Origin of the sequence: Pectobacterium colocasium, from assembly GCF_020181655.1 — a bacterium.
Lineage (GTDB): Bacteria > Pseudomonadota > Gammaproteobacteria > Enterobacterales > Enterobacteriaceae > Pectobacterium > Pectobacterium colocasium.
The window spans coordinates 1,766,118-1,791,404 of record NZ_CP084032.1 but is presented as its reverse complement, the minus strand read 5'-3'; the positions used below and the strand labels follow the sequence as shown (position 1 = coordinate 1,791,404).

Annotated in this window: 24 protein-coding genes and 6 pseudogenes; 14 read left to right on the top strand and 16 right to left on the bottom strand. The window is 45.6% G+C overall.

Features of this window, described 5'->3' with window-relative positions:
- The first annotated feature begins 83 nt into the window (after nucleotides 1-83).
- The 8 genes from LCF41_RS08010 to mobC all read left to right on the top strand — a co-directional run bounded on the left by LCF41_RS08010 (nucleotide 84) and on the right by mobC (nucleotide 7,712).
- Nucleotides 84-224 (top strand): putative periplasmic lipoprotein, encoded by a 141-nt coding sequence (locus LCF41_RS08010; RefSeq protein WP_040031394.1) that lies wholly within the window; start codon nucleotides 84-86, stop codon nucleotides 222-224.
- Entirely contained in the window at nucleotides 217-900 is a 684-nt protein-coding gene (locus tag LCF41_RS08005; protein ID WP_225087593.1) for a VirB8 family type IV secretion system protein, read from the top strand. Before LCF41_RS08010 ends, LCF41_RS08005 begins: the two co-directional genes overlap by 8 nt.
- The gene (gene virB9, locus LCF41_RS08000) at nucleotides 897-1,790 is read left to right on the top strand and encodes a P-type conjugative transfer protein VirB9 (protein WP_225087592.1); all 894 of its coding nucleotides are present in this window, start codon (nucleotides 897-899) and stop codon (nucleotides 1,788-1,790) included. The genes LCF41_RS08005 and virB9 overlap by 4 nt, the downstream gene beginning before the upstream one ends.
- Nucleotides 1,787-3,019 carry a VirB10/TraB/TrbI family type IV secretion system protein gene (gene virB10 / locus LCF41_RS07995; RefSeq protein WP_225087591.1) on the top strand — a complete coding sequence of 411 codons (1,233 nt, stop codon included), beginning with the start codon at nucleotides 1,787-1,789 and terminating at the stop codon, nucleotides 3,017-3,019. The genes virB9 and virB10 overlap by 4 nt, the downstream gene beginning before the upstream one ends.
- Nucleotides 3,009-4,025, top strand: a complete 1,017-nt coding sequence (gene virB11, locus LCF41_RS07990; protein WP_225087590.1) for a P-type DNA transfer ATPase VirB11 — start codon at nucleotides 3,009-3,011, stop codon at nucleotides 4,023-4,025. The genes virB10 and virB11 overlap by 11 nt, the downstream gene beginning before the upstream one ends.
- 42 nt (nucleotides 4,026-4,067) lie before the next feature.
- Nucleotides 4,068-4,370 (top strand): conjugal transfer protein, encoded by a 303-nt coding sequence (locus LCF41_RS07985; RefSeq protein ID WP_225087589.1) that lies wholly within the window; start codon nucleotides 4,068-4,070, stop codon nucleotides 4,368-4,370.
- A 724-nt stretch (nucleotides 4,371-5,094) separates the two neighbouring features.
- Entirely contained in the window at nucleotides 5,095-6,957 is a 1,863-nt protein-coding gene (locus LCF41_RS07980) for a type IV secretory system conjugative DNA transfer family protein (protein WP_225087588.1), read from the top strand.
- A gap of 8 nt (nucleotides 6,958-6,965) precedes the next feature.
- Entirely contained in the window at nucleotides 6,966-7,712 is a 747-nt protein-coding gene (gene mobC / locus LCF41_RS07975; RefSeq protein ID WP_225087587.1) for a MobC family replication-relaxation protein, read from the top strand.
- Nucleotides 7,713-7,830: 118 nt separating this feature from the next.
- Here mobC and LCF41_RS07970 read toward each other — a convergent pair.
- The 4 genes and pseudogenes from LCF41_RS07970 to LCF41_RS07955 form a co-directional block, all read right to left on the bottom strand.
- Nucleotides 7,831-7,998: pseudogene (locus LCF41_RS07970) on the bottom strand (transposase); the annotation flags it as partial.
- Between the two features lie 112 nt (nucleotides 7,999-8,110).
- Nucleotides 8,111-8,271, bottom strand: a pseudogene (locus LCF41_RS07965) (IS5/IS1182 family transposase); the annotation flags it as partial.
- A 115-nt stretch (nucleotides 8,272-8,386) separates the two neighbouring features.
- Nucleotides 8,387-9,358: a macro domain-containing protein gene (locus LCF41_RS07960; protein ID WP_225087586.1), complete on the bottom strand. Its 972-nt coding sequence runs from the start codon at nucleotides 9,356-9,358 to the stop codon at nucleotides 8,387-8,389.
- A gap of 4 nt (nucleotides 9,359-9,362) precedes the next feature.
- The gene (locus LCF41_RS07955; RefSeq protein ID WP_225087585.1) at nucleotides 9,363-9,944 is read right to left on the bottom strand and encodes a DarT ssDNA thymidine ADP-ribosyltransferase family protein; all 582 of its coding nucleotides are present in this window, start codon (nucleotides 9,942-9,944) and stop codon (nucleotides 9,363-9,365) included.
- A 142-nt stretch (nucleotides 9,945-10,086) separates the two neighbouring features.
- On the opposite strand from LCF41_RS07955, the pseudogene LCF41_RS07950 reads away from it, so the two are divergent.
- Nucleotides 10,087-10,227, top strand: a pseudogene (locus LCF41_RS07950) (IS5/IS1182 family transposase); the annotation flags it as partial.
- 274 nt (nucleotides 10,228-10,501) lie between these two features.
- A pseudogene (locus tag LCF41_RS22415) lies at nucleotides 10,502-10,588 on the top strand (mobilization protein mobC); the annotation flags it as partial.
- A gap of 141 nt (nucleotides 10,589-10,729) precedes the next feature.
- Here LCF41_RS22415 and LCF41_RS07945 read toward each other — a convergent pair.
- The 3 genes and pseudogenes from LCF41_RS07945 to LCF41_RS07935 form a co-directional block, all read right to left on the bottom strand.
- Nucleotides 10,730-11,044, bottom strand: a pseudogene (locus tag LCF41_RS07945) (CcdB family protein).
- 2 nt (nucleotides 11,045-11,046) lie between these two features.
- Nucleotides 11,047-11,283 carry a type II toxin-antitoxin system CcdA family antitoxin gene (locus LCF41_RS07940; protein WP_119880387.1) on the bottom strand — a complete coding sequence of 79 codons (237 nt, stop codon included), beginning with the start codon at nucleotides 11,281-11,283 and terminating at the stop codon, nucleotides 11,047-11,049.
- Between the two features lie 266 nt (nucleotides 11,284-11,549).
- Nucleotides 11,550-12,494, bottom strand: coding sequence for an ArdC family protein (locus LCF41_RS07935; RefSeq protein ID WP_225087584.1), 945 nt, complete (start codon nucleotides 12,492-12,494; stop codon nucleotides 11,550-11,552).
- Nucleotides 12,495-13,082: 588 nt separating this feature from the next.
- Between LCF41_RS07935 and LCF41_RS07930 the strand changes: the two genes are divergently transcribed.
- From LCF41_RS07930 to LCF41_RS07915, 4 genes are all read left to right on the top strand, one after another.
- Nucleotides 13,083-13,373, top strand: a complete 291-nt coding sequence (locus tag LCF41_RS07930) for a hypothetical protein (protein WP_224072154.1) — start codon at nucleotides 13,083-13,085, stop codon at nucleotides 13,371-13,373.
- 77 nt (nucleotides 13,374-13,450) lie between these two features.
- A complete protein-coding gene (locus LCF41_RS07925; RefSeq protein ID WP_224072155.1) occupies nucleotides 13,451-14,887 on the top strand; it encodes a 3'-5' exonuclease in 1,437 nt (478 codons plus the stop codon).
- Nucleotides 14,884-15,534 carry a DarT ssDNA thymidine ADP-ribosyltransferase family protein gene (locus LCF41_RS07920; protein ID WP_225087583.1) on the top strand — a complete coding sequence of 217 codons (651 nt, stop codon included), beginning with the start codon at nucleotides 14,884-14,886 and terminating at the stop codon, nucleotides 15,532-15,534. Before LCF41_RS07925 ends, LCF41_RS07920 begins: the two co-directional genes overlap by 4 nt.
- Nucleotides 15,524-17,173, top strand: a complete 1,650-nt coding sequence (locus tag LCF41_RS07915; RefSeq protein ID WP_225087582.1) for an ADP-ribosylglycohydrolase family protein — start codon at nucleotides 15,524-15,526, stop codon at nucleotides 17,171-17,173. The genes LCF41_RS07920 and LCF41_RS07915 overlap by 11 nt, the downstream gene beginning before the upstream one ends.
- A gap of 318 nt (nucleotides 17,174-17,491) precedes the next feature.
- Here the strand turns inward: LCF41_RS07915 and LCF41_RS07910 are convergent, their stop codons facing one another.
- The 9 genes and pseudogenes from LCF41_RS07910 to LCF41_RS07870 form a co-directional block, all read right to left on the bottom strand.
- Nucleotides 17,492-18,514 (bottom strand): Kiwa anti-phage protein KwaB-like domain-containing protein, encoded by a 1,023-nt coding sequence (locus LCF41_RS07910; protein ID WP_224072158.1) that lies wholly within the window; start codon nucleotides 18,512-18,514, stop codon nucleotides 17,492-17,494.
- A gap of 2 nt (nucleotides 18,515-18,516) precedes the next feature.
- Nucleotides 18,517-19,131: a hypothetical protein gene (locus LCF41_RS07905; RefSeq protein WP_224072159.1), complete on the bottom strand. Its 615-nt coding sequence runs from the start codon at nucleotides 19,129-19,131 to the stop codon at nucleotides 18,517-18,519.
- A gap of 811 nt (nucleotides 19,132-19,942) precedes the next feature.
- Nucleotides 19,943-20,751, bottom strand: a pseudogene (locus LCF41_RS07900) (IS5 family transposase).
- Between the two features lie 92 nt (nucleotides 20,752-20,843).
- Nucleotides 20,844-21,803: a YbgA family protein gene (locus LCF41_RS07895; protein WP_225087581.1), complete on the bottom strand. Its 960-nt coding sequence runs from the start codon at nucleotides 21,801-21,803 to the stop codon at nucleotides 20,844-20,846.
- 13 nt (nucleotides 21,804-21,816) lie between these two features.
- A complete protein-coding gene (locus tag LCF41_RS07890; RefSeq protein WP_225087580.1) occupies nucleotides 21,817-22,344 on the bottom strand; it encodes a DUF3833 domain-containing protein in 528 nt (175 codons plus the stop codon).
- Complete coding sequence (locus tag LCF41_RS07885) at nucleotides 22,341-22,868, bottom strand: hypothetical protein (protein ID WP_225087579.1); 528 nt, start codon at nucleotides 22,866-22,868, stop codon at nucleotides 22,341-22,343. Before LCF41_RS07885 ends, LCF41_RS07890 begins: the two co-directional genes overlap by 4 nt.
- Nucleotides 22,865-23,350: a DUF2878 domain-containing protein gene (locus LCF41_RS07880; RefSeq protein WP_225087578.1), complete on the bottom strand. Its 486-nt coding sequence runs from the start codon at nucleotides 23,348-23,350 to the stop codon at nucleotides 22,865-22,867. Before LCF41_RS07880 ends, LCF41_RS07885 begins: the two co-directional genes overlap by 4 nt.
- Nucleotides 23,347-24,567 (bottom strand): SAM-dependent methyltransferase, encoded by a 1,221-nt coding sequence (locus LCF41_RS07875; protein ID WP_225087577.1) that lies wholly within the window; start codon nucleotides 24,565-24,567, stop codon nucleotides 23,347-23,349. Before LCF41_RS07875 ends, LCF41_RS07880 begins: the two co-directional genes overlap by 4 nt.
- Nucleotides 24,564-25,286: a DUF1365 domain-containing protein gene (locus LCF41_RS07870; protein WP_225087576.1), complete on the bottom strand. Its 723-nt coding sequence runs from the start codon at nucleotides 25,284-25,286 to the stop codon at nucleotides 24,564-24,566. The genes LCF41_RS07875 and LCF41_RS07870 overlap by 4 nt, the downstream gene beginning before the upstream one ends.
- Nucleotide 25,287 lies beyond the last annotated feature (1 nt).

Here is a 25,287-nt window from a genome sequence, read left to right as displayed (position 1 = left end):
CTTCTAACGTAGTCTCTCCACCGCATGCCGTGGCAACCGCCATCGGTATGGTATTTCTGTCTTCGACAAACACAGGAATCGATATGAAATCCAGCCTCATTTTTCTGATGCTGTGCGTCCTCACGGGCTGTGCACAGCGTCAGCACGATTTGACGCCAGTATCTGGCGATCCTCAACCGGTTAATTCCCCCGCGATTATTCAGGAGCTGACAAAGCATGTCTGAAACAGAAAACATCATTGCGTCATCCCGTACCTTTGAATCTGTCCTGCTAGAAAAGGATGAACGGGAAAAAAAACTGGCGTGGCGCATAGCAGCCATAGGGTTTGCTTTGGCCGCTATGGCGATCACCGCACTGATTATTCTGCTACCGCTGAAAAACACCGAAATAGAATTATGGTCGGTGGATAAACAAACCGGGCGTTATGAATATATGACTCGGATTAAAGAGCAGGATATTTCCTCTGAAAAAGCACTGGCTCAGGCGTTAGCGGCGCATTACGTCAGGCTCCGCGAGGGGTATAACTATTTTGCTCTCCAGCGTGATTATGACGATGTGCAGTTATTCAACAGCGACAGTGTGAACAGGGATTATCTCGACGGGTTTAACAGCAATCAGGCACCCGATGTCATTTTCAATAAAGCGGAATATGTCGTGTCTATCGACATTATTTCCAACGTTCACGCGACCGCGACAGCGCCTGACCATCTGGCGACCTTACGCATTAAACGCACTATCCGCCGCATTGTCGATAACTCGGTTAAAGCAGATGTCTGGAACATCCGTCTGACTTATCGCTACCTCCCACGAAAACAACTGACAGACAGCCAGCGAGAAGTGAACCCGCTGGGGTTCATCGTGACCAGCTACCAACGCGATAAAGAACTGAGGGGTGAATGATGCTGAAAACAACCGTGATTTTGAGCCTCCTTCTGATGTCATCAACAGCTTGGAGCGCGGCGATACCGCACAGCAGCACGTATGACAGCCGAATGCAGAATGTCACCTATAACAGCCAAAATGCGACCATCGTCAACACCCGCCCCGGCTACCTCACCACACTCCTGTTTGATGACGATGAAGAAGTCATCGACGCGCAGGCAGGTTTTCCAAAGGGTTGGAAAGTCACAAAAAGTGATAACCGAGTCAGTGTCAGTCCAAACCCTATCACCCAGCCGGTAACCGATGATAACGGCAACAACGTCAATAAAGTGTTTCTGCCAACGGCGAGCGAATGGAGAACCAATCTCTTTGTCGTGACATCGAAGCGCGATTACAGTCTGGAACTAAACGTGCTGGAGAATGACTCGCCTTCGCAGGCCTTTATTATCCGTTTTCGCTATCCGGATGACGAGCGCAGGCGATCAGAAGCAGCCAGCGCAGCTCGCCTGAAGCTCCTGCGTGAAACACAGGAAAAGCAGCAGATAACGACAGCCTTCGAGCAAGCTACCACGCCGCGTAACTGGCTTTATACCAAGCGAGTCGCGACGGGTTCAGCCTACATAGCACCAGATTTTACTTACGATGATGGCCGCTTTATCTATCTGGGTTTTTCTCCCACCAAAATCCTTCCGTCTCTCTTTCGGGTCGTTAACGGGCAGGAACAGACCGTAACACCTCGCATAACCAAACACGGAAACTACACCGTGGTCGTCGTGCGGGCAATGTCGCCACAGTTGGTATTGCGCTACGGCAGCGCGGTAGTCGGGATTGAGAATACGTCATTCGGCAACGCCACTACTGGCAGCGGTGACACCGTATCACCTGTCGTCACACTGGAGGCCAGATGACTGATAAAGCAGACCCAGAGACAACGGAAAAAACCGTGGCGGAGCTGGAGGCTGAAGCCCGTGAACGCGCCCGTTCAGCGATGGCGAACCAAGCACCAGAGCAAAACACACCTCCCGGCCAACCCGAAGTCACCCGCTTCAAAAAAGCCTCAAGCCGCCGGACACTGCTGGTCAGCCTGCTAAGTCTGGGCGCACTGATTGCGCTGGCATTGGGTGGAGATCGCTTCCTTGCATCATTAAAGCAAAGCGATGATAAGGCGGCTGAAACCACAACCCCGCCATCAGCCAGTACGGGGCAACATGAGCGTAAAAACCTCGGTATGGACAACAATCCGTTCGGCCTGTTCGGTCAGGACAAACAGGAAACCGCAACAGATAATCATCCAATACAAACGGCACCACCGTCAGAGCCTACCGTTTTAAATAAGGCAGCAGCACTGACCGATGGGTCAAATAGTGCCGTTGATTCCGCACAGAGCGGTCATGCTCTGGCTTCACAAACGGCACCTTCCGGCACACAACGCAATCAGAGCAAAGACACGCCTGCAACCACATCTGGCAAAGAGGCTAACGACGCCAATCCCGGTATTGCAACAGTGGCCAGCGTCAGGCGACTGGGTCTCGATCCCAATCTCTATCTTCCGGTTGATCGTTATATTCCGTGCTCAATGATGCGACGTTTTGTCTCTGACGTAGGCGGTCGTATTTCTTGCCTCATCGGCGAAGATGTCTACAGCGCTAACCATTACGTGAAGTTGCTCCCTGCCGGAACCGTCGCCAGAGGGTTTTACCGCACCGGGGCGATGCAACATGGCCGGAGCCGAATGTTTGTCATCTGGACGGAATTACGCACACCAGAACCCGGTAGCCTGCAAATCCCGCTGATTGATACCGAAGCTACTGGTCCATTGGGTGAAGCCGGGATTAGCGGCTGGATTGATACCCACTTCTGGGAACGGTTCGGCAATGCGTTGATGTTGAGCACTGTACAAGATGTGGCCGCCGCCGCATCCAATTCAGCACCGGGGAAAGACCGCAATACCGATTACACCGAAAACACCCGCGCTTCCGCGTCAGAAATGGCGAAAACGGCGTTAGAAAACAGTATCAATATCCCGCCCACGATGTACCTCAATCAGGGCGATGTGATCGGGATCATGACCGGTACGGATATCGATTTCTCTTCCGTTTATCAACTGCGTCTAAAAAAGAGGTGGTATGAACGCTGAAAACCTGTCGCTGGATTTTATGAAAAACCAGTTATTTGGTGAGTTTCTGCCACTGGCAGGCCTAACGGAAATCGCCATCAACCGACCCGGAGAGATTCACACCAAAATAAATGGTCGATGGCAGAAGCATGATTCCTCTATTACATTGCGTCAGTGCCATGCGTTTGCCAAAGCACTGGCCTCATGGAATGAGGACAATATCGATGATACCTCCCCTATCCTTTCCGCTACATTAGGATCAGGTGAACGTGTCCAGACCATTATCCCCCCAGCCTGCGAGCGGAATACCGTATCGATTACGCTGAGAAATCCGTCATTTGAGCAGAAAACACATCAATCCTGGATTGATGCAGGTTTTTATAACCGGATAGCGGGTAAGGAGAGAAACGAAAGCAAAGATGATGAACTGATCCGCTGTTATAACAATGGCGATATTCCCCACTTTATCGAAAAGGCCGTCGAGTATGGCAAAACCCTCTTTATTGTGGGTGAAACTGGTTCCGGTAAAACCACCTATATGAAGACGTTGCTGCACTATATTCCGCCACATCTCAGGCTAACCACGATTGAAGATAATCCCGAAATCCGGTTTTACCACCATGCTAATTATGTTCATCTATTTTACCCGGCGGATGCTGGAGAGGATGCGATTATCACGCCCGGCAGGCTTATTCGTGCGAATTATCGCATGAATCCCGACCGTATTCTGCTGGCGGAAATTCGTGGGCGGGAGTCATGGGACGCACTGAAAATTATCGGCTCTGGGCATGAAGGTCTTATCACCTCCCTGCACGCAGGCAGCCCGGAAGAATGTATTGAAGGGGTCATTGACCGCTGCTATGAGAACCCTGACTGCAAAAATATCCCGTTCGATGTACTGCTACGCAAGGTGCTTAAATGCGTAGATATCATCGTCAGCGTAGATATTCACGGTGATATTCGTCGGATGGGGGATATTTATTTCAAACCGATACACCTTCATCAAATGAAAGAAACCTTCAGATAAAAATAGCTAAATCGCCTGTTATTTCCAATAAAGGTATTTGATATGAAAACGATCCTATTCACCGCCTGTCTTTTCTGCATGAGTTTACTACTACCCTCTTCCGTAATGGCCGCTGATGCCTGCGAGATTGTTTTATGTCTGTACGGTAGAACAACCGGTAAGGGGGGAGGAAATGAATGTCAGTCTGCTGAACGTTCCTTCTTTAAGGTTGTGAAAAAGAACAGACACGGATTTCACCCCAACCGTACCGCCGATGCACGAGAAGCCTTATTACTCGAATGCAAATCAGCCGAGCCGAAAATCATAGACCAGATAATTAATAAATTTGGCCGTGTGCGTAATTGAAATCAATGAAAAACGGTAATAACAATATCTGGATTATTACCGATTCCCCTGTCAAATCGAGATGGCAAACTCGGCACCGGTCGTGACGGTTTTAGGCTTTTAAATTTATGCGAATAGCAAAAATTTAAAAGTGGCGTAAGGCGAGTAAATTCTATTTCGTAGAAATAGCTAATTTGCGTCACCGAACCCATCTGCAAACAGACGCGCCCACGCGGATTTTGCAGGCCGGGGGAGCCGAATAAATTTCGCCGCCCCAGCGAGCGAAAAGCTATCGCCCACGATAGCGGTTTATTTGGGGGGCTTGCCCCGCACACCGTCGCAGCTAAGTCTCCGGCCAAAAGCCGGTAGCGTGGCGCGACCACCCGCTTTGAAGGCGTTTTCCCATTTTTTCGCTTGGCCGGAACGGACAAAAGAAAAAATAGGCGAAAAACGGCGTCTCAAAGGGGGTGGTCGCGCGTAGCAGGCGACGGTGTGCCGCCGTTGACCTTGGGGGTTTTGGCGCGGCGTCCAGCCACGACATTACCCCCATGTGACAGGTAATAAGGGCGTCCAGCCCGCATGAACTGGCGCACGCTGTTTCGTGTCGGGAAGCCTGCTTTCCGACACATGGCCGCAGAGCGGTCACCTTCTTCGCCCCAGACGTTCGCCCCGCCTTTTCGCCCAACACCGTGGGGCGAATTGATGGGGCGATGCCTTGGGGCGAGTCGCTGACGAAGGAGGCATCATGATTTTAAATAAGCTTGCCGTTTCACTGTCGCCAATAGTGAATGGTACGCTGGCCTTTATTGATGTTATTCAACAGCATCAATTGATGCTGGCGCTATTATCGGGCCTGACCCTGCCATTTTTTGCCTCAATGAAAAACGATGAACGGCAGAAAGCTCCGCTATGGAAAAAACTGATTATCAGTTTTTCCCTGCTGTGTTTTCTGTTTGGCACAATGGGACCATTACTCATTAGTCTTTTTCAGTGGCTTTATAACGGTCGGATACTTACCCGCACACCCATTCTGGACTGGTCAATATTAATCATATTTACCGTGGCAGGGTTTATTTTCCATATTACTCTTCGTCGGGTATTAACGCCTGAACTGGATAAAATAAAAAAACAACTCATCAAAAAGAGCAGTCTTGAGCGGGAATTACGCACCGATGTACGCACGGTAAAATTCCTACTGCCGGAAACGCTGCATTATAACCCGCTGTGTTATATCGATCTAAACAAGGGCATTTTTATCGGGATAGACCGTGATGAAAAACCGATGTATCTGCCGTTAGGAGACTGGCAAAAACAACACGCGGATATTATCGGCACCACCGGAGCCGGTAAAGGTGTAGCAATCGGTATATTGCTTTATCAAAGTATCCTGGCGGGTGAAGGGGTATTTATTATGGACCCCAAGGATGATGAATGGGCACCACATCTTTATCGGAAAGCCTGCGAGGATGCAGGTAAACCCTTTTGCTTAATTGACCTGCGAAAACCGCAATACCAATTAAATCTGATTGAAAATATTACGCCTGACGAACTGGAGGAATTGTTTGTTGCGGGATTCAGCTTGGCGGAAAAAGGTCAGGAATCCGATTTTTATCGTATCGACGACCGAAAAGCGGCACGTATGGCGGCACAATTTGTCAGCAGTCATCCCTCTTCGACTATCCGCAATATTTATAACGGCGAATATGTTCAAGGTATCGCGGAGGATATCAAAGCCTTTTTCGGCAAGATTGAAGAACTGGCATTGCTCAATGCCATCAACGCGCCGACAGGATTTTCACTCCAATCGGTTTTTGATGAAGGTGGCTGCTGCTATGTCATCGGCTCAATGCGCAATAGCAAGATTATCACCGCCCAGCGAATGCTGCTGGTGCGACTTTACCAATTAGCAGAAAGGCGCGACCGGGTAAAAGAAACGCCCCGCCCCATAGCCATCTTTCTCGACGAACTGAAATACCACCTATCAAAACCAGCGCTGGAGGGGTTAGGCGCAGCACGGGATAAAGGCGTACATATCATCATGGCCCATCAGTCCGTCGCCGATTTAAAAGACTGCCCGGCAGATTTAAAAGGCGATGCTGTTGTCGGTGCAGTCGTTGAAAACGCTAAATTCAAGCTGGTATACCGCGTTATGGACCCGGATACAGCGGAATGGGTAGCGAGAATGTCTGGCACCATCTTAGTGGATGATGAAATCCGCAAAGCCAAAACTGATGCCGTACTGACGGAAACCATCGACGGTGAACGAACTATCAGACAGGCAGAGCGTTTCTTTATCGACAGCAATATGATCCTGAACCTGCCCGACTTTGTCAGCTTTATCTTTACGACGAGAACGCTTCCCTCCGCCTCACTGATTTCCCCCATTAAGGTACAAAAACGCGAACTGGAGATCTATTCCGTGTCTCCGGATATTGCCGCATCGGCAGTACCGGCAAAAATCGCACTGGACTTCGACGAGGAAGGAGCGACATCCGCTTCAACGACCAATGTCACGGCAACCCAGCCTGATCTTTTCTTTAAAGGGGAAAGTAAATCAGCAAAATCGAGATCTGATGATGACGAGACACCATCCTTGCTCAATTTTTAGGAGGCATAATGCTTATCGCAACGCATAGCGAGCGCACCGCCCGCAACAGAGAAAAGATAAAAAGGCTGCTGAATTTCCTGAAAGAAGAAACCTACAGCGACTTTAAAACACTGATGCTGCTGTTTGACTTCAGGGATCATAAATCGCTGTATACGTTGCTGACAAAAACTGAGCGAATGGGGTTAATACAAAAGTATGTATTTGAATCACGGACGATGAAAATGTCATTGTGGGGCATAACCAGCGACGGACTGGCTATCGTTTTAACTCCGGACGATGACATTTTCCCGGCACGATTTGAGCCTTCAAAAATTACCGGTTGGACGCTGGAGCACCACCTTGATAATCAGGTGGCTAGGCTGATTCTGGAGAAAAAAGGCGCATCCGGGTGGATAAACGGCGATCGCTCAACGTTCCTCAGCCAGTATCAGGTCAAACACCGTCCGGATGGACTCATCACACTCCCTGACGGACAGGTCATCGCAGTAGAAACCGAGCGCCGCCTGAAGACCAAAGCCCGCTATCAGTCAATCATCGCCAGCCATTTGCTGGCCCGGACACAAAAACACTGGATTTACGTCTTTTACATCGTACCGGACCTACAGAAAAAACGGGCGCTTGAACTGCTGTTTAGCAGCATCAGGCACGTTATCGTTAACCATCAACCTATCCCTCTGGAAGCACGTCACCGCAATGTTTTTCGTATTTATACTCTCGACGAGCTGCGACAACTGGAGCCGAAGCAATATTCATAAGCAGGATCTGGCGTTGCCAAATCTCATGGTCGGCTAAGAGCGAGGAGCGGAAGTTGACTTAATTAGATTACAAGGGGGCTTCAAATGTTACTGGCGCGATTTTCTGGGATACTTATAGCTTGGGCCGCTTCACTTCGGATACTTCCATGCCGCCAAACTTCTTGCGCCAAGTGTAGAAAGTAGCGTCCGAAATAGTGTGTTTGTGGCAGAGTTCCTGGGCAGAAACCCCGGCTTCGGCCTCGCGAAGGATGCTGATGATCTGTTCGTCGGAAAAATGCTTCTTCATGGGAATGTCCTCACGTTATTGAAGAAGACATTATTAACATCGCGGTGTATTAATGAACGGGGAGCAGGTCAATTCCAGTTATTCAGCATGATACCACTTATACAAACCGCACCGACTCATACCACGTCTTAATTGCTTCGTCGTCCAGCCAGAAAGTCATGGAGCCGCAATTGATAAGAGAATTGTTGTAAGAGTGCCAGTTGGTTACTCTGAATCTCTGCTTAGCCAAGAAAGTGCCTGCGTTGTCAGGGAATGCGTGATCTGATCCTTCAATGCAGAAAAAGTTCGATTTATTAAATAACACTCCCTTGACGGGATTTACGTCGCATCTATAATGCGTGAGAGGGAGTACTGCGCAATTTTAGCAAAAAAATATAAAATAGCACTACTAACTTCCCTTTATTTTTAGTTCGTTAAAGATATCTTCGATTACCAATCCATTTTTAATTAAATGTTGCACAATGTTTTTATGTTCTTTGAAATCATCAATATGCAAGCCATGATCTTTTTCTTTGGCAATTCTCGTGATCACATGTACGCTATCTGTATAATCAATCTTATTTTTAAGATCATTGAGAAAATTGATACTTGGATTTAAAGTTGAGATTAGCTTACCAAACTCGATTTGTAACTCTTTGGATTGATGAGTATTAATATAATCTTCAATAAAAGAATCAAAATCGCCCTGCAACTCGACTTTAAGGCTTGCTATATCCTTCATAACACTTTCTAACTCAGAAGAATATGGCCGGCCATGTTTAAAATCGAATAAGAAAAGATTTGCTTTCTCAATACATTCGCAAATATAAAAAACTGTATAAAGGGAGAATTTTTGCTTAACTTTTAATTTTCCATAGGCGTAGTGAACCAAAAGATGTTTAGCATTAATAATTTTTTTATTTTTTGAAAGTTGATTATTAGTTGCAGGCGGGTAAATCACCACCTCAATATCATCTAAATTTTGAAAAGTTTTTAAAATAAGAGCCTCAACTTTATTCCAATCGAGGCCTCCATTACCACATCCTAAAGGTGGTATTGATATTGATGTGATTTTTTTTTCGACTATGAATTTTGCTAAAGATTCAAGACCTTGCGAGATAAAATCATATGTTGATTTTTTTCTCCAACTATCCTTAGTGGGAAAGTTTACGATTATCTTTCCCTTTTCCTCAACAAGTAAAACCTGTCCAATTTTCATTGTACCAGTGCCACAAGCTCTTTTATAAACTTCAAAATTATTGGGAAAACTTTCTTTGAAAGCCAAAGCAATACCCTTTCCCATGACTCCTTGGCAGTTTACAGCATTCACAAGAGCCTGCGATGTAGAAGTTAGAAGATTTCCGCTTGCATACTTAATCATAGAATTAGAACATATAAGAGTTGACTGTTACAAATATACTTAACCCTTGTTTTTTTATCAAGCCTTCAACATATTTTTTTTCGTCGTCATTTTTGACATAGATGCAGCAAAAATTTTTCGGCTCGACCGTTACACTTGATAAACACTCAGCCATACATACAGATTTGCATTCTGCATTTTTATAATCCCTTGTATTCATAAGCTCCCAGTTAATTTGGGCCATTCCTTGGTCATAATCTAAGAGGCTTACAACAGAACTGGAGGATAATGGATGTTTAGGAATAACTTTCCAACCATTTTCATTGGCAAATGTTCGTCTAACCGAAATAATGCAAAATGATTTTTCTTTATTATCTCTCAGGACTCTTCCATCAAATGGATTTTTAGTAAAGAAATGAAAAGGAACCATTGTTTGCAAATTTAAAGATTCGCGACCTGTTATTATTTCACCGTCGGCCACATCAACAAACTCGCCCTTTAATGACGCACGAGATCTTAATCCTGTGTCTAAAATATTAGGCAGATTATCCATACATGTTAAATGATAGAGAAGAACCTGATCTTCGATTTTTTTCCTTTCGCTCATTTCAACTTATCCTTTTAAATTCGTAAATCCATTTATAAAACCAAACCTCACTGGCAGTCAAGATATTTAAGATCATTCTCATTGCCTGCTGCCTGTCGGTGTAATTTCTATCGTTTTTTTGGTGTGTTATTTGGCATTATTGATATACAAGGTAAAACAACTGCTCAGTGGTTTACTGACGCTGAGTGATTACGATAGCTAGTTTGGGGAGGCAATGGCCATGGTGCATGCGCTGAACAAAATGAAAAAGGCAGGTATGCCTGAAAGAGTATGTATTGCCTGAAAACACAACCAGCTACAGAGATGTTCGCTCAAAATCTGATTTCATCAACAAAGCCTAAGTCCATTGGAAACGAGTATCTGGAGAGCAAGGTTTAGATATGCTCAGTTCATAAGGTCACACTTGCAGAGATTTTGGGGTGATACGCGCTCTTAGCTGCTTTCTTTGAAAAACGCAGGGACATTCTGGTCTTCCCCATGAGTACGGATTTTCATTGCATTGATGGGTATGAGCAACGTCCGCTGCTGGCACGGAGCGGACAGAGAGTAAAATCACCAAGCACCTTGAACAGCGTCGTCTGATGCTGCAATGGTGGGCTAATTTTCTGAATACTAACAGCAACGGTCTGGTTAGGCTGTTTGACAGTATCAGAACGGTGGCAAGGAACGGTATTCCGGTTCCGTTTGACGACAGATGTTTCTGTTCCGCACTATCGACGAACTGGAATAGGCTCCCGTCAGCCACGATTAAAGGCAATGCTTGTTTAACAGAATAGAAAGAAACGTCAGAACCCGTCGATGAGGAAGTCTATTGCAGCCTTTACCTGAGAACGGTACTGCGAAGCATCACAAAACACCGCACCCAGGGCCTAGACAGGGATACTTGCCAGCTCGTGGGTCATTACGGCGTATTCTTTGCCGTCCGTCAGCATGACGACGGGGACAAGGCGATCCGGGCGGCGACCTGCCGGATACTTTTCAATAGGGAGCAATGGGATCACTATCCGACGATTCAATTGTCCAATAATATCGCTCGTGACATCGAGCAGCAGCGGGTAAACGACGCTTTTCCCGGTATTACCGTATACGGTGAATTGCATGGTTAAAACGTCCTGTATTCATCGCTGAAACAGCCGTTTTCATCATGAAAACGATTTAATGCGTCGATAGCCTCCCTGTTTTCTTTCTGCCATTTTTTCGCTTCATGACGGCGAAGCTCCGCATCCAGTGCGGTTGACAGAGTAGCACTCAGGTTAATACCCGCTTCACGCGCTCTTACCAGTAAGGCACGCTCCACCGTCATGGTCACGCTCTGCGTGTTGCGTTGTTTCGCGGTCATGGTTTCTCTCCTGCATGAAACATGTGCGCATTACACGGCACAATACACTTATCATAACACCAAAAAGAGGCCCGGCTACCGTTGCAGTCCTGCAAACTTCACAGTCAGTCGTCATACCTAAGCCGTCGTTTACAGCAATCACCGATGTACAAACGCCGTTTGCGGGATGAGCGGGCTCTTTGCCGCCCGCAGCCTGCGAATTTTGTCATTCTGCCGCTCCGCAATAAGATTAAAGCCGCACTCCTTTGCGGCTTATCATCTCCGACTCAAATTTTATCCATTAGGTAACGATGTGCTTTTGAGGCGGCGCTGGCCGCTTTGAAAACATAGCGCTTATCGTTTTTCAGCGCCTGGAGCCATGAGGCAATATAGCTTTCATGCTGAACCTCTCCGATGATCCCCAGATCCGCCATCAGAAAAGCACTTCCCAGCTCCGCCACTAATTCCTCCTCCGCATAATCTGCACTGCCAAATTTCCCTTTCATTTCACGGTTAAGTCGTTTTTTACCACCACTCCAGTGAACCAACTCATGCAGTCCGGTAGCATAGAAATTAGCTGCATCTGAAAACAGATGGCGCTCTGGCAGCCAGACTTCATCAGTTGAGGGCCTGAAAAAGGCGTTTTGTCCTTTCTCAATGATGTTTGCGCCGCTCTTCTGGAACAGATTTTCAGCCTCCGGCAACGAGTCAAAGGTTGCTTCTGGGCTGACTGTTTCGGTTGTCAGTGGAAGGTCATCAATTTGTTCAACATTGAACACATTGAAGGTTTTCAGCACCGGGATCTGGTCGATTTCACCGTCTTCGTTTTCTTTCTCTAAGGTTGTATAGAAAATTGCCGTCGTGCCGTGCTCGCCTTTGCGAACCTGCCCACCTACTGCCTGCGCCTGTTTGTAGGTCATCCAGCGTGAATCACCGAAGCCCTGTTCTGATGCACTGCACCACAACAGCATGATATTCATTCCGCTATACGCGATACCGGTTGCGAAGTTGGAAGGCAAGCCAGACATGCCCGGCACTCGTTGCCACGGGCAAGACCACGGTTTTACACCAGCTTCCAGTGCGGTAATGATGCTATTGGTGACAGTCTGATAAATATCGGTTTTAGTTTTGGAAAATTTCGTTTTTGAGGAGCCTGACTGCTCCAGCGGGGATACGCTGGTCGCCGTTGCTGTGTTAGGGGCGCTAGTCTGGGTATGCAGGGAAATCGTCATGGTTTTTTCTCCGTCAGTGGTGTGATTTTCGTCTTCGTATCGCCTGACGGTTCGCTTTCCCGGCATCGTTCTGTACTGCAAGGGCGCAGAATGCGTGCCATTTACCCTTGCGGGACGGGTTGTGTTGGGAAACGATTAACCGGAAGCTGATACGGGAACGGAAGGCACACGGGAGAAAAAATTGACCCTGCATAGGCGGGCGTAGCGCCCTTTGGTCTGCGGCGGTGAGAAAGGGGTTGGTAGTTGAATAGCTCAGATCTGAGTTGGCAGTGTATCCGACCTCTTCCCAAAAGCTCATTTACTTAGTTGCGTGTCCTCTATCATTGGGTAAGTTCATAGTGATGAGATACACAAATAAATCAGGTCACTATTCCATTTAGTTGAAATTTCGAGCACTATAATAGATAGGTATGGTTCTTTGGGTGGACTAGTTACATGGCATCATTTCCGGTGTTTAATCCCGATCACTTTGAATCGATTGCCCGAGAGCTTGTTAGTGGTAGTCTGTTAGATCAGTTTTTCATATCTAGAGGGATTGAGGATACATCTGAGCATTCAACCAAATAGCGACGGATCTATATCATTTTGATGGCTCGGCAGCAAACTGATCGGTGTGGTAACAATGTTGCTGCTTTTATTATGCTTATAATGGCACCCGCTCGCCACACTAATAATCAAGCTCGTTTTGAGTCTGCCAGACAGATACTAAATAAAGTGCTCATATTTGATGGTCTACAAATCGGTGATGATGGGAAGTTCAGACTTGTTAATGCGGCAAAGACAATTAATGAGTCCAAATTAAGAGTTGATACTCTTTTCAAGCATCTTCGTGGGCGAGATATTCATCCAAAAGTATTTAAATATTGTCAAGATGATTAAAGGTGAAAACAAACCATACAAACTAGTGTAATTTTAATTGATTTACTAAAACATGGTTGCGTAAGGATGCACTGGTAATGAAAACTCTACAATCTGTCAAACCTACTGATGAACAATTGAAGTTGATGGTAAGGCCCAGACCTGGCACGTTAATCATTCGTGGTGCAGCAGGCAGCGGTAAAACAACCACTTCTATTTTAATGATGAAGCTATCTATAGGATATTTTTTAGAAGAATTCGCTAGACTTGGTATTAATGAAAAAATTAACATTAGAATTTTCACCTTTAATAAAACACTTTCGGCCTATATTAACGACCTAGTAATAAGCGAAACCTTGCTATCAGCGCCCGAAAACCATAGCCGGTTAAACATTGAAGTGTTGACATTATCTAAATATATGTACAACAGAATTGATGGTTATCCAAGAATTTTAAGTTTTCAAGACCAAGCAAATCGGATAAGTCGCATTGGTCATTTAATTCCCTTGAGCAATCAATTTTTGATAGATGAAGTAGAATATCTTTTAGGAAGATTAGATGAGGAAGGTTTAGAAGATTATCTTGAGATAGAGCGTACTGGTCGCGGTACTATGCCTAGAATGGAAAAACCACTACGAAGGAGGATTCTTGATGAAGTCGTTTACCCTTATATTAGATCAAAGGAAGTCGATAAAATTCTGGATTGGAACGACATTGCAACTTTATTTACAAAAAATAAAATAGACAATATTCACATAGCCATTATTGATGAAGCCCAAGATTTTTCAGCTAACCAACTTAAAGCAATAACCAACCAATTATCTGACATCAATTTCACTACAATTATCCTTGACAGTAATCAAAAAATATATAAGCGAGGATTCACTTGGAAAGAAGCTGGTATTAATATTACTAATACTCGATATGCGCGGTTAGAGTTCAATTATAGAAACACAGTCGAAATAGCTACTTTTGCAAGTAGGTTAATCGAAAATGCAGCCATTGCAATAGACGATGATGGAACACTGCCAATACTTGATGCAATTAAGAGACATGGTCCTGTCCCACTTGTCTTAGAGGGAAGGTTTAATCAACAGTTAGATTTTGTGATTAATTACATATTAGAGAATGTAGATTTAGCTCAGGAAACTGTTGGATTTTTACATGCCAAAGGTGGCGGATGGTTTGAACGAGCGGGTGGAATAAAAGATTCACTTAGAAAACAAAATCTGCCATTCGTTGAAATATCAGGAGAAAGTTCTTGGCCGCCGAACGAAACGAACATAGCCTTGTCGACGATTCACTCAGCCAAAGGACTAGAGTTTGATCACGTTTTTATTCTTGGGCTTGAGGAGAATCATTTTTCTTTTAGTTTTGCGGATAGTCAAGACTCTGATTACGCCTCTATAATCAAACTAATTTCAATGGGAATTACGAGAGCTAAGGTAAGTATTATCCTAGGATATCGCTTCAATACGAGGCCATTTTTTATCGATCATTTGGACACTAATACGTTCCAGAAGGTAGTACTATGAACGAATTTGAGACGTCAATAAAGTCGAAAGGAATTAATGAGATACTTCATTTCACGACAAATCAAGGGCTTTTAGGAATCCTGAGGACTGGAGCTGTACTGCCTAATTCCAAATTAAAAGAAGAAGATACTTTAGCTTTTATTTTTCAACAGAATTCCCTGAAAAGAAGAGAGCGAGATTCAAAGTGGTTAAATTATGTCAACCTATCCGTAACAAAATTAAATTTTGAGTTCTTTGAGCACTCGCGAAACGTTCACCAATATTCTGATATCTATTGGGTAATATTATCTTTTTCACCAGAAATTATCATGGATTCAGGTGTTTACTTTACAACCACAAACAACATTTATCCATCCTGCCTTAGAGGGGAAGGTATTGAATGTTTCGAAAGGATGTTTCGCGACCCTATTGTTGGTAAGTACCAGAAAATAATTTCCAGAGGCTCATCACATTTACCTTCGTGGACAACCTGTGAGCAAGCTGAAATTTTGTACCCTGGAAGACTAACTTTAGAGCATCTGGCAAAGGTTTATGTATCAAACTTTGAGGATAAAGCCAGTATCATGGCACAATTGGCTGTGTTAGGTTTAGTCTTGGATGTAGAAGTTTGTCCCAACAAGTTTAGAGATGATATCAATGACAATTAACAAAATCGAAAACACTGTTAACTCAAGTCTTTGGGCTGCTTATGGGGATGCTCTGGGGTTCATATCTGAACTGGCAGACCGCAGTATGCTGGTAAAAAGAACCGGTCAAGACCATTTGTCTGGCTTAGTTGAATGGAGAAGACAAGTTGGCGGAGTGTATGGACCTTTAATATCAATACCTTCTGGCGCTTACTCAGATGATACCCAACTGCGGTTATCGACGTCGCGAGCAATTAATCATAATAATTATTTTGACGTAAATGCATTTTCAAAAGTAGAGCTCCCTATTTGGTCTTCTTATGCTTTAGGGGCTGGTATATCTTCGAAGCTGGCAGCTGAATCTCTTGGAAAAAAAACTGTCACTTGGTATAACAACTTTTATCAATCAAAGAAAACAAATTATGTATACTCTGGAGGTAATGGTGCAGCAATGCGAATCCAGCCCCATGTTTGGGCAAGTCGGACACCAGAAAGAGTAGAATCATTCCTTCTTGATATAATCAAAAACTCGCTTACAACACATGGGCATCCCAGAGCCATTGCTGGAGCTGTTTTTCATGCTTTGTGCTTAAGTCATATTCTGACAAATAAAGATATACCATCAATTTCAGATGCTCGACTTTTACTTAAATGGATTAATGAAATTCCGAAAAAAATATATAGCGACATAAATCTTAATACTGCCTGGGTTCCATTTTTTGAATCCCAAACATCAACAAATCTTGAAGAAGCCTATGATGAAGTATACCAAGAATTAGTACACCTTCTTGATATTGTCGAACAGTGGGAAACGGCAGAAAACAAATCATATAGCTCTTTAGTAAAAGTTCTTAACTTGAAAGATAAAAAAACAAGAGGAAGTGGCACATTAACTGCAATTGCAGCACTGGCTGCATCATATTTGAAGTCGAATAATTTATCTTCATTAATGCTTGATATTGTTAATGAACTTGGTACAGATACCGACTCTATTGCCACTATGGTTGGTGCGTTAAGAGGATACATTGAAGGAACACGACCACCTCAAGAATTACAGGATCAATCATACATAGTTTATGATGCAGAGAGATTATATGCTCTCTCTCAAGGCAATGAGTGTAATAGCTTTGCATTCCCTGACACATCGGAATGGAATGCTCCTACTTCTTCATTAGATTTTGTTGGTATACAGGATGGAAAAATTGTGTTCCCACCTTTTGGCGAAATAAAGCCAATATCAGAAGAATTCAGAAGTAACAGCACGGATACTTACCAATACTTTTATCAATGGATGATATCTGAGTTTAATCAATCATTTTTGCTTAAACGTCGTAATACTTCAACTTTAAAGCAATTAAATTCTAAAGCTCACTCCCCTGAAAATAAAAAATTTGATTCTTCCTTGCCAAAACAACAGCAGATTGAAATACCAGTTGATTATCGAAATCAATCAAAGAACACTGTTGAGCCAACCTTAACCTTAAAAAATGAACCAGACCTTGATAAATTAACAACGGATGCAATTAAACACAACTTTGACGAGAATTTAATCGGAAGTCATTTGTTATATATTTCAGATGTTATGGGTGTTAATGGTGCCATTGCATATTCAGCCATAATTGCAAAAGCAATTATTTCTCGCAAGAGAAAAAACAATTGAGTTTTAAATATGAGACATTTAATAATATTAGATGTCTCATGTCTTACCATGTGTGATTTGGTACTGATTTTTTTAAACTAAATGTGTTAACTGGCTTCAAAAAGTGCGCCCCTTTACGCATGAATGTGTCTTGTAATTAACTCCAACGCAGATGAAGATAGAACACCCTCTAGAAATTCAGGAGTAGCATAAGAAACCTTATAAATAAAAATTTATTTTTCCTTGTAAAGAGAATTTCAAAATTTTTTTTAAACATCTTTTACATTCCTTTGAAAAGAATAAAACGCCCATACCAAAGAGCGTTTCATTTGATAGTAATTATTTTGTAACTGGACTAACTAAATTACCACTATCGGTACCATAGTATTTTTTTGTAGTCATCCCTTGTTTATAATAGTCATTGAGAAGTCTAAGAAAATTCCTCCCTTGCTTTTCATCTTCAATAACTATTCTTCCGTCATTATTGATAGTAAATTCTTCATTTTGAAACATTTTAAGAACACTATTCATTGATGCCACTTCATTCCTATCCAACGAAGTGTGATTACCTTTCTCAGCTATATGTGCAAGAATCTTCCTTAATGATGGCTTATGTAATATGGCTTGTTCAATAATATCCAATCCCTCAACCAGATCAAATTCCTTTATGGTATTTAAAGTTTTTTGTGCTGCCTCTGTAAATTCCGCCTCAAGCCCCACAATAGATTCGAAGCTTTTTTTATGGAACACATAGAATTGCTCTTTAATATAAATGCAGTCGATCTTGTCATCAAAATTAACTGCACTACCATCAAATGATCTCAATTCTTTATCCGACTTATCAAATAAAGCGAATATTCTTTGAACAACATCCTGAGGTTCATTCGTTGTGACTTTACCTTTACTTATTTTTCGGAAAGAATAAGTAAGCTCTGAGTTCTTCTGGACTTTAATGCAATAAGCCCATAAATCCTCTTGTATTTCGGCTAACGAAGTAAGAACTTTAGGTTTATCATTTTTGATATCTTCATTTATAACTTTCGAAAATGAAATGGCGTTATTCATTGCATATGCATAAATTTTATTATCAATATCATCATCTATTACTGTATAATTTTTCATCTCAATATCATCCTTTGATGCATGAGAAATTATTTGATTTGATAATGTGTTTTTAAAAAATTTAGCTATATCTGGAGCTATAGGAGCTTTAATAACTTTAAAATCGTATTTATCCGTAACTTTCGCCGTTTTGCTCATGCCATTCTTGAGGTGTCTCGTAACAAAATACAAAGAAATTTTTGCCTTATCATCTTCTTTAAGTTGCTCTGCGTATTCTAATAACTCATCAAGCTTTAACATTTTTATTCCTTATGAGATTCAGCGTAAAAAAGTTTTGGGCCTACATCTTCAATGTCAAGAAGATCATCTTCTTCTAAATATTTTGATTTAGTTAAGATCATTCCAGTACGTTTCTTATTACTCTCTATATCTAAATAACTTATTTGATATAATGTGTACTTTATGCTTATAGTAGGGTTTATAAGAATCATGCTTGAATTTATGTATATCAGAGCAGTTACCATCAATAAAACCGCAATAGGTATTACATTAGATAATTTTGATAAATCTTGAAAAACGAACGGTATTAGGTATGTAAATAGATAGCTTATTGATTCATTATTTTTATTTTCTATATCTAGAATCTTTACAGTCCTACCGCTTGTTTGGCATCGACGCTTTATATTTTTTAAAAAAATCATCAAGCCCACAAGACCAAATAAAGACAATAAAACCAATATAGTTACAGTCCCAAAATATTCAAGAAAAGTCATCACTGACTCAAGAGTAATGCCTGCCCAGTTTAAATAACTCTTATATGTATAAAGCTGAACAAAGCACATTATAAAAAAAAGTGGAAGATATGACACTATAAACAAGGAGATTCTAGCGCCTAAATGTAATTTATTCCCCCTCATAACCCCTCCCTATTTAATATATTATTTATATAATTTGATAATCAATCCTCTGTAGATTAGAGTAATGCTGACTTTCAGTCATAAACAGGCTTCCACCCTCGTTACATACCATTATGATATGTGACATGAACTATTTCTTCATAGCTCTACCTTTTCCGAAACATCATAGTAATGTTCACAACTTACAGCAAGTACAGTCAAACTCCTTTTGTGCAACCCAATCCAATCGGGGATCATTTTGGTGGTAAGTCTATCTTACACCTATGCAGAACGACGTGACGATATCACTCTACTATAAGTTGTGTCGGATCCGCACCACAACCTCTACACGTCCCTGTGGAGATGACAAGCACCAATGCTCTAGTATTTCTTTCATCTAAGATGGCGAACTAGCTTTTGTTACTTGCCTCCCGGGCTTTTAAGGGCATGGTTGACGACTTTTATCTTGCTTGAAATGTTGTATCAACGCATTTTCACTTACAACAGACCTTTCAAAACAGTTTTATGAAACCTTCAGCAATTGGTGGTCATTATGGTGGTCTTGACAGACTAGCAATTCAGGTTTAGCTTATTAATTAGCCAGTTACTGGCAAAGGCGATCCCAGTCAGAGGAGCCAAATTTAGAGAAAGCAGGCGTTCACTAACGTCTGCTTTTTTGCTTTTTATCAATTGGTTATCCCCTTCTTCAGGTTCGCCCTCGTTCACTAAAAAACACTCGAAGCCATACACTTTTGCTGGTAAAAATACTGGTAAAGCTGGTTCGATTTCGTTTTTACCAACAATCGGAGGGAACCGTCATGTCACTTAGAGCCTATCCCAATAGGATTTTATTCCAGACAATAATGCCGCAGGAAAAATGCAGCATCGCCTCATCGTTTTCGACTTTTTTCTCCCAACGAGTCTGAAGCCGACGGAAGCGATTCATCCAGCTGTGCGTTCTCTCCACAACCCACCGACGGGCTTTGTCATTCATATTCTCTTTGCTGGCATCGGATTCTTCCTTACGCGACTCGATATGCGGTTCATAACGCCGATTTTTCAGTTCGCTTTCCAGCCATTCCGCGTCATACCCCTTATCCAGACAGATATTGAGCCTTCTGCCGAGCCTGCCCGTCTGGAGGGCATCAAGGGTATCTGTGACTAACCTGATATCGTGGGTATTCGCCCCTGCGACAACCAGAGAGAGCGGTAGCCCGTTCCCATCGGTCATCAGACTACACTTTACCCCCTGTTTCCCCAGGTCCGTGGGATTGCGGCCTGTTTTTTTGAGCCTGCCAGCGGGGATTTTGTCATACAGCCGTCCATCGACAACCATGACCAGTCAATGACTTTCAGTTGTTCACTGACCATCAATCCGTTCTGCCAGAAACGCTCAAAAACCCCCGCTGCGCGCCATTCCTGAAAGCGGCGGTGTGCGGAACTCGACGAACAGATCCCCGTTTAATTCAGTGCGTTCCACTGGCATCCGGTGCGTAGCACAAAGAAAATGGCGTCCATAGCAGCCCGGTCATCAACACGCTTTCGGTGCATTCCCAGTGGATGGTTAGTTTTATGTTCAGGAATAAGCGGCGCTATTTTTTCCCAGAGTTCATCACTAATCCGCCACGTGCTGCCAGTCATGCTACGTCCTCAAAAATTCTCAGTTACTTATAATTGGGATAGGCTCTAAGTAACCTTTGCCCCATTTATCATGCCCTTTCCCTCTTTCTCCCTCAGTGAACCGGGAGGCGAAGACCCAAACTCTGCGGATAGGGGTCAAAGTAATTTTGAGTTAGCAGATAGCGGTCGGGGTATTCGGCCAGATAGTGCTTCAGCAGCGTAAGTGGGGCGAGGATGGGCAACAGTCCATCGCGATAGTGCAGGATCACCTCGCGCAGTTCACCACGCTGGCGGAGGGTCAACTGATTACGGAAATAACCCTGAATATGCATTAGTACGTTGGTGTGATTTTTCCGCGAAGCGGGTTTCTTCAGGATTGTCATCAGTTTTTCGCGATAGGCCACAAAGAAATCATCCAGGTTTTCCCATTCATGCAGCGACGCGACAAACGGCCCGATCTCACGGTAGCCCGCCTGGTGGTGTGCCAGCAGTTGAAGTTTATAGCGGCTGTGGAAGTCCAGCAGCGCGCGGCGCGTGAGGCCGTTGGCACGCAGAGCGTTCAGCTCATGTAGGGCGAAAACACGCTCGACAAAGTTCTCCCGCAGCACCGGATCGTGCAGGCGACCATCTTCTTCAACCGGTAACCACGGGTATTTCTCCAGTAATGAAGCGGTAAAAAGACCAACCCCCTCTTTACGCCCGCGATTGCCTTTTTCGTCATACAGCCGCACGCGCTCCATACCGCAGCTCGGCGATTTGGCACAAACGATAAAGCCCGACAGTTGATCCAAACGTGAGAGGTAAGTCTCGGCGAAGTCGGCCATTTTCTCCGTTACATCGTCGTGTGGGGCATGACTGAAGCGCATGCGAATGTCGCCTTCCGCCGTCTGTACCAGACGCAGAGCCGGACGGGGCACGGGCAGGCCGATGGACATCTCCGGGCAGACGGGTTTGAAGGTCACCCACTGCGCCAGTTCATCCATGACAAAGTTCATGCGTTTATGCCCGCCGTCAAACCGTACGGCCGAGCCGGTTAAACATCCGCTGATCCCAATGACGGGTTGAATGGTCATGGCACTCCCCTCTTTACTGCGTATTTCGGGTGAAGAAAAGCGTGACCGTCCCGACGGTGATCCCGAATTTCTTCATCTCTGTTTTATTAAAAAGATGCGTGCCGTCCTGTAGGTACATCCAGTCGTCAAAGTGTAACAGCCAGGTACGGCCGTCAGCTTTAACGTTCATACTGTAACGCCAGTTAAAAGCATTGCCCGCAGCCTGACCTGTCGCCACACCTTCAATATCGCCCGCGGTGCCCTCGTAGCGATCGGCAGCGATGCGCCGGATATGCCACACGCGCTGCTGTTGCTCACCATCGTCATAGACGAAATGCTCGTTAAGCGTCAGCGTGTCGCCGATGACGTTACCGGTGATGTCGACGTGGAAGCGACGCAGCTGTTTACCGCTGCGATCCTGCACCATGCCCCACGCTTCGGTTTTCCCCTGAAAATACTGGAAGATATCTAGCGACGGCTGTTGTTGTCGGTAGTCAGTAACCTCTGTGCTGCAGCCTGTCAGCATTACCAGCATCAGGCACAGTGTCAGAATACGTTTCATTTTTTACCTCCGATCAACTGCTGACGCAGTTCGGGATATTGCGTGCGAGGATCGAGCCAGATGGCCAGAAAACATGTACTAAAGGTTGCAGGCTGGCTCGGACCGAGCGGGGCAAAACTTTTTTGTGACGCCGAGGCGCGGTACCAGAATTGCCCTTGCTTACCGTTAAACACAAAGGCCAGCTGCGCCCCCGGTGTGACGTCGGGCCAGAGGGAATGCAGCATACGCAGCCAGGATTCGCTCTGCAGTTCGCGTGCCAGAACGCCCTGCGCCTGCCACTGATCGCGAGTGGCCTCGACCAGCTCGTCGCGGTCGATATTGCGTTTGTAGGTAATAATTAACGCCTGATCCTGCTCCGGACCGTTATACCGGCCGTCCGGCGTGAGTAGTTGGGAAGTATAGACGGTGAACGGCCCCCAGGTTAGGGTTGCATCACCCACTTTGCGCCAGCTTAACCAGTCGGCGGAATGGGCGACTGGCGTGATGGCCGTCAGCCACAGCAACATCAATAACGCGGTTCTCATTGTCGCTTCCCCATCAACATGTGGAAAAACAGCATCAGAATCAGCCAGCCCGACGCCATCCAACTGGCGACGATCATGTCAGGCTTCAGGAAGGTCATCGCACCCAGACGTTCGCCGATGATGTACGCCACTGGCCCGCCAAAAGTCGCCATCAGCGTCAGTAGCCACACCGGCAGCGTGGTCGTGCGGGTCAGTTCAGTCCAGACGGTAGCGAACATCAACCACAGCGCCACCATCCACAGCGGCAGCAGCACGTCGCCGTCAAAGTCGATCAACCCCGTCCACACCCAGAACGCATCAAGACTGCTCCCCGCCGCGGCGAGCAGGAGGGCGTAAAGACGGTGTGCAGGCGACAACATCAGGCAGGCCAGTATCGCGAGAGCAAGCCACAAAAACAGGCCTCGTTCACGAAACAACACCACCAGCGTCCAGTAAAGATCGAACGCTATTGCCATCAGAAAGACCTGCACATAGCGCTTCATACGCGCTCCGCAGTCAGTTGCACCGCACTGATAGTACGTGCATTAAATCCGGCTTCGCAGTAGCCAAAGTAGTAGAGCCACATACGACGAAACCGGTCATCAAAACCGAGCTTTTCAATATCCTGCCAGGCGTGTACAAACCGCTGCCGCCACTGTGCCAGCGTGCGGGCGTAGTCAGGCCCCATGTCGAACAGATTGCGGACGACAAAATCGGTGTGTCGCGTCATCAACTCACTCATCACCGTAATGCTTGGTAAAAAACCGCCGGGGAAGATGTAGCGCTGGATAAAATCGACGCTTTTGCTGTAGTCGTGGTAGCGCTGATCCTGAATGGTGATGGCCTGAATCACCATTTTTCCTCCCGGGCGCAAACGTGCCTGACAGGTGCGGAAGAAGTCTGGCAGGTAGCGTTGTCCTACCGCTTCTATCATCTCGACCGATACCAGCTTATCGAACTCGCCGGTCAGATCGCGGTAGTCACACAGCAGGACCTGCACCCGATCCTGTAACCCCGCGCGGGCAATCCGCGCTTTCGCCCAGTCATATTGCTCCTGCGACAGCGTGGTAGTGGTGACGCGGCAGCCGTAATGACGAGCGGCGAACTCCGCCATCGCCCCCCAACCGGTGCCGATTTCCAACAGGTGATCGCTGGCCGTCAGCGTCAGTTGTTCACACAGGCGGGTCATCTTTGCCCGCTGAGCCAGGGTAAGATCCTGCTCGTCGGCGGTGAACAGCGCACTGGAGTAGAGCATTTCCTCATCGAGAAAATGTGCGTAGAACTCATTGCCCAGATCGTAATGGGCAGCGATGTTTTCCCGCGCCTGCTGCCGATGGTTGCGCCGCGTCCAGTGGCGAAGTCGCTCAACGGGCCTGCCCAGCAGACGAAAACCGCTTTCCATCTGCTCTAGCACCTTGCTGTTGAGCGCAAGAATCTGCAACAGCGGGGTGAGCTGATTGGTCTCCCACTCGCCGTCTATCCAGGCTTCAGCAGCGCCGAGGCTGCCGCCAGTCAGCAAACGCCAGTACACGCTTGGAGCAAGGATCTGCACGTCGGCGCGCAGTGTGGCGGCAGCATCGCCAAAATGGAAAGCCTGCGCCCCTTCACGTACCGTGATCGCGCCCTCGCGGATACCACTTAGCAAACGAAAGAGCAGCCAGCGCGCGATACGAGCATTGCGCGGGATGTCGGGTTCAAGCGCAAAGACGGGATCGGTCATGAGCGTTCACTCCTGCTGACGGGATGGTTGTACAGCGGCACACGCTTAAGCCATAGCCGCAGCGCCTGCCAATAAATAGCGAACACAGTTTTCAGCGTCATCAACGGTATACGCAGCAGAAGTGACGTCAGGTTTGCGCGCGTCAGTGGTTCACGGCGCAGCACCAACGTGGCATCGAATACTTTGGATTCCTGGTGATTTTCGATATGCATATGCAGCGTTTTACCGGGGCTGTTGAAACGCCAGTGGTAAACCATGTCCATCGGGTTAAAGGGGGAGACGTGGAACGCCTTTTCCAGCGGGCGGGTCGTCTGGCCATCGACCGCGTAGTAGTGACGCTCGTCCCACGGGGTATTGCGCACCTCGGCCAGTATCCAGCGCAGGATGCCCATATGGTCATAGCAGTAGTAAAAATTGACCGGATTAAAGTGGAACCCGAAATAGCGCAACTGGGTCAGAAGCATAACCCGGCCATAAGGTCGCTCGCCGGTCAGGCTTTCAAGCCGGTCAAGGACGTTATCTTTGAGCGGCGTGCCGAGCGGGTAGTCCGCATCGTGGAAAGCGGCAGCAGCAAATCGGTTACGGCGGATGCCTGCCGATGGCAGCACGTCGAGTTCATCAAGATCGAGCCAAGCCATAAACATACTGTAGCGAAAATGGTGCACTTTCGGCTGGAGCCGCCGATGGCGTAAAACTCCCTGATACAGGCAACTGTTCATT

Excerpts from the sequence above, each read along its gene's own strand:
- LCF41_RS08010 (WP_040031394.1), top strand. The coding sequence starts at position 84 with ATGAAATCCAGCCTCATTTTTCTGATGCTGTGCGTCCTCACGGGCTGT.
- LCF41_RS08005 (WP_225087593.1), top strand. The coding sequence starts at position 217 with ATGTCTGAAACAGAAAACATCATTGCGTCATCCCGTACCTTTGAATCT.
- virB9 (WP_225087592.1), top strand. The coding sequence starts at position 897 with ATGATGCTGAAAACAACCGTGATTTTGAGCCTCCTTCTGATGTCATCA.
- virB10 (WP_225087591.1), top strand. The coding sequence starts at position 1,787 with ATGACTGATAAAGCAGACCCAGAGACAACGGAAAAAACCGTGGCGGAG.
- virB11 (WP_225087590.1), top strand. The coding sequence starts at position 3,009 with ATGAACGCTGAAAACCTGTCGCTGGATTTTATGAAAAACCAGTTATTT.
- LCF41_RS07985 (WP_225087589.1), top strand. The coding sequence starts at position 4,068 with ATGAAAACGATCCTATTCACCGCCTGTCTTTTCTGCATGAGTTTACTA.
- LCF41_RS07980 (WP_225087588.1), top strand. The coding sequence starts at position 5,095 with ATGATTTTAAATAAGCTTGCCGTTTCACTGTCGCCAATAGTGAATGGT.
- mobC (WP_225087587.1), top strand. The coding sequence starts at position 6,966 with ATGCTTATCGCAACGCATAGCGAGCGCACCGCCCGCAACAGAGAAAAG.
- LCF41_RS07960 (WP_225087586.1), bottom strand. The coding sequence starts at position 9,358 with ATGATTAAGTATGCAAGCGGAAATCTTCTAACTTCTACATCGCAGGCT.
- LCF41_RS07955 (WP_225087585.1), bottom strand. The coding sequence starts at position 9,944 with ATGAGCGAAAGGAAAAAAATCGAAGATCAGGTTCTTCTCTATCATTTA.
- LCF41_RS07940 (WP_119880387.1), bottom strand. The coding sequence starts at position 11,283 with ATGACCGCGAAACAACGCAACACGCAGAGCGTGACCATGACGGTGGAG.
- LCF41_RS07935 (WP_225087584.1), bottom strand. The coding sequence starts at position 12,494 with ATGACGATTTCCCTGCATACCCAGACTAGCGCCCCTAACACAGCAACG.
- LCF41_RS07930 (WP_224072154.1), top strand. The coding sequence starts at position 13,083 with ATGGCTCGGCAGCAAACTGATCGGTGTGGTAACAATGTTGCTGCTTTT.
- LCF41_RS07925 (WP_224072155.1), top strand. The coding sequence starts at position 13,451 with ATGAAAACTCTACAATCTGTCAAACCTACTGATGAACAATTGAAGTTG.
- LCF41_RS07920 (WP_225087583.1), top strand. The coding sequence starts at position 14,884 with ATGAACGAATTTGAGACGTCAATAAAGTCGAAAGGAATTAATGAGATA.
- LCF41_RS07915 (WP_225087582.1), top strand. The coding sequence starts at position 15,524 with ATGACAATTAACAAAATCGAAAACACTGTTAACTCAAGTCTTTGGGCT.
- LCF41_RS07910 (WP_224072158.1), bottom strand. The coding sequence starts at position 18,514 with ATGTTAAAGCTTGATGAGTTATTAGAATACGCAGAGCAACTTAAAGAA.
- LCF41_RS07905 (WP_224072159.1), bottom strand. The coding sequence starts at position 19,131 with ATGAGGGGGAATAAATTACATTTAGGCGCTAGAATCTCCTTGTTTATA.
- LCF41_RS07895 (WP_225087581.1), bottom strand. The coding sequence starts at position 21,803 with ATGACCATTCAACCCGTCATTGGGATCAGCGGATGTTTAACCGGCTCG.
- LCF41_RS07890 (WP_225087580.1), bottom strand. The coding sequence starts at position 22,344 with ATGAAACGTATTCTGACACTGTGCCTGATGCTGGTAATGCTGACAGGC.
- LCF41_RS07885 (WP_225087579.1), bottom strand. The coding sequence starts at position 22,868 with ATGAGAACCGCGTTATTGATGTTGCTGTGGCTGACGGCCATCACGCCA.
- LCF41_RS07880 (WP_225087578.1), bottom strand. The coding sequence starts at position 23,350 with ATGAAGCGCTATGTGCAGGTCTTTCTGATGGCAATAGCGTTCGATCTT.
- LCF41_RS07875 (WP_225087577.1), bottom strand. The coding sequence starts at position 24,567 with ATGACCGATCCCGTCTTTGCGCTTGAACCCGACATCCCGCGCAATGCT.
- LCF41_RS07870 (WP_225087576.1), bottom strand. The coding sequence starts at position 25,286 with ATGAACAGTTGCCTGTATCAGGGAGTTTTACGCCATCGGCGGCTCCAG.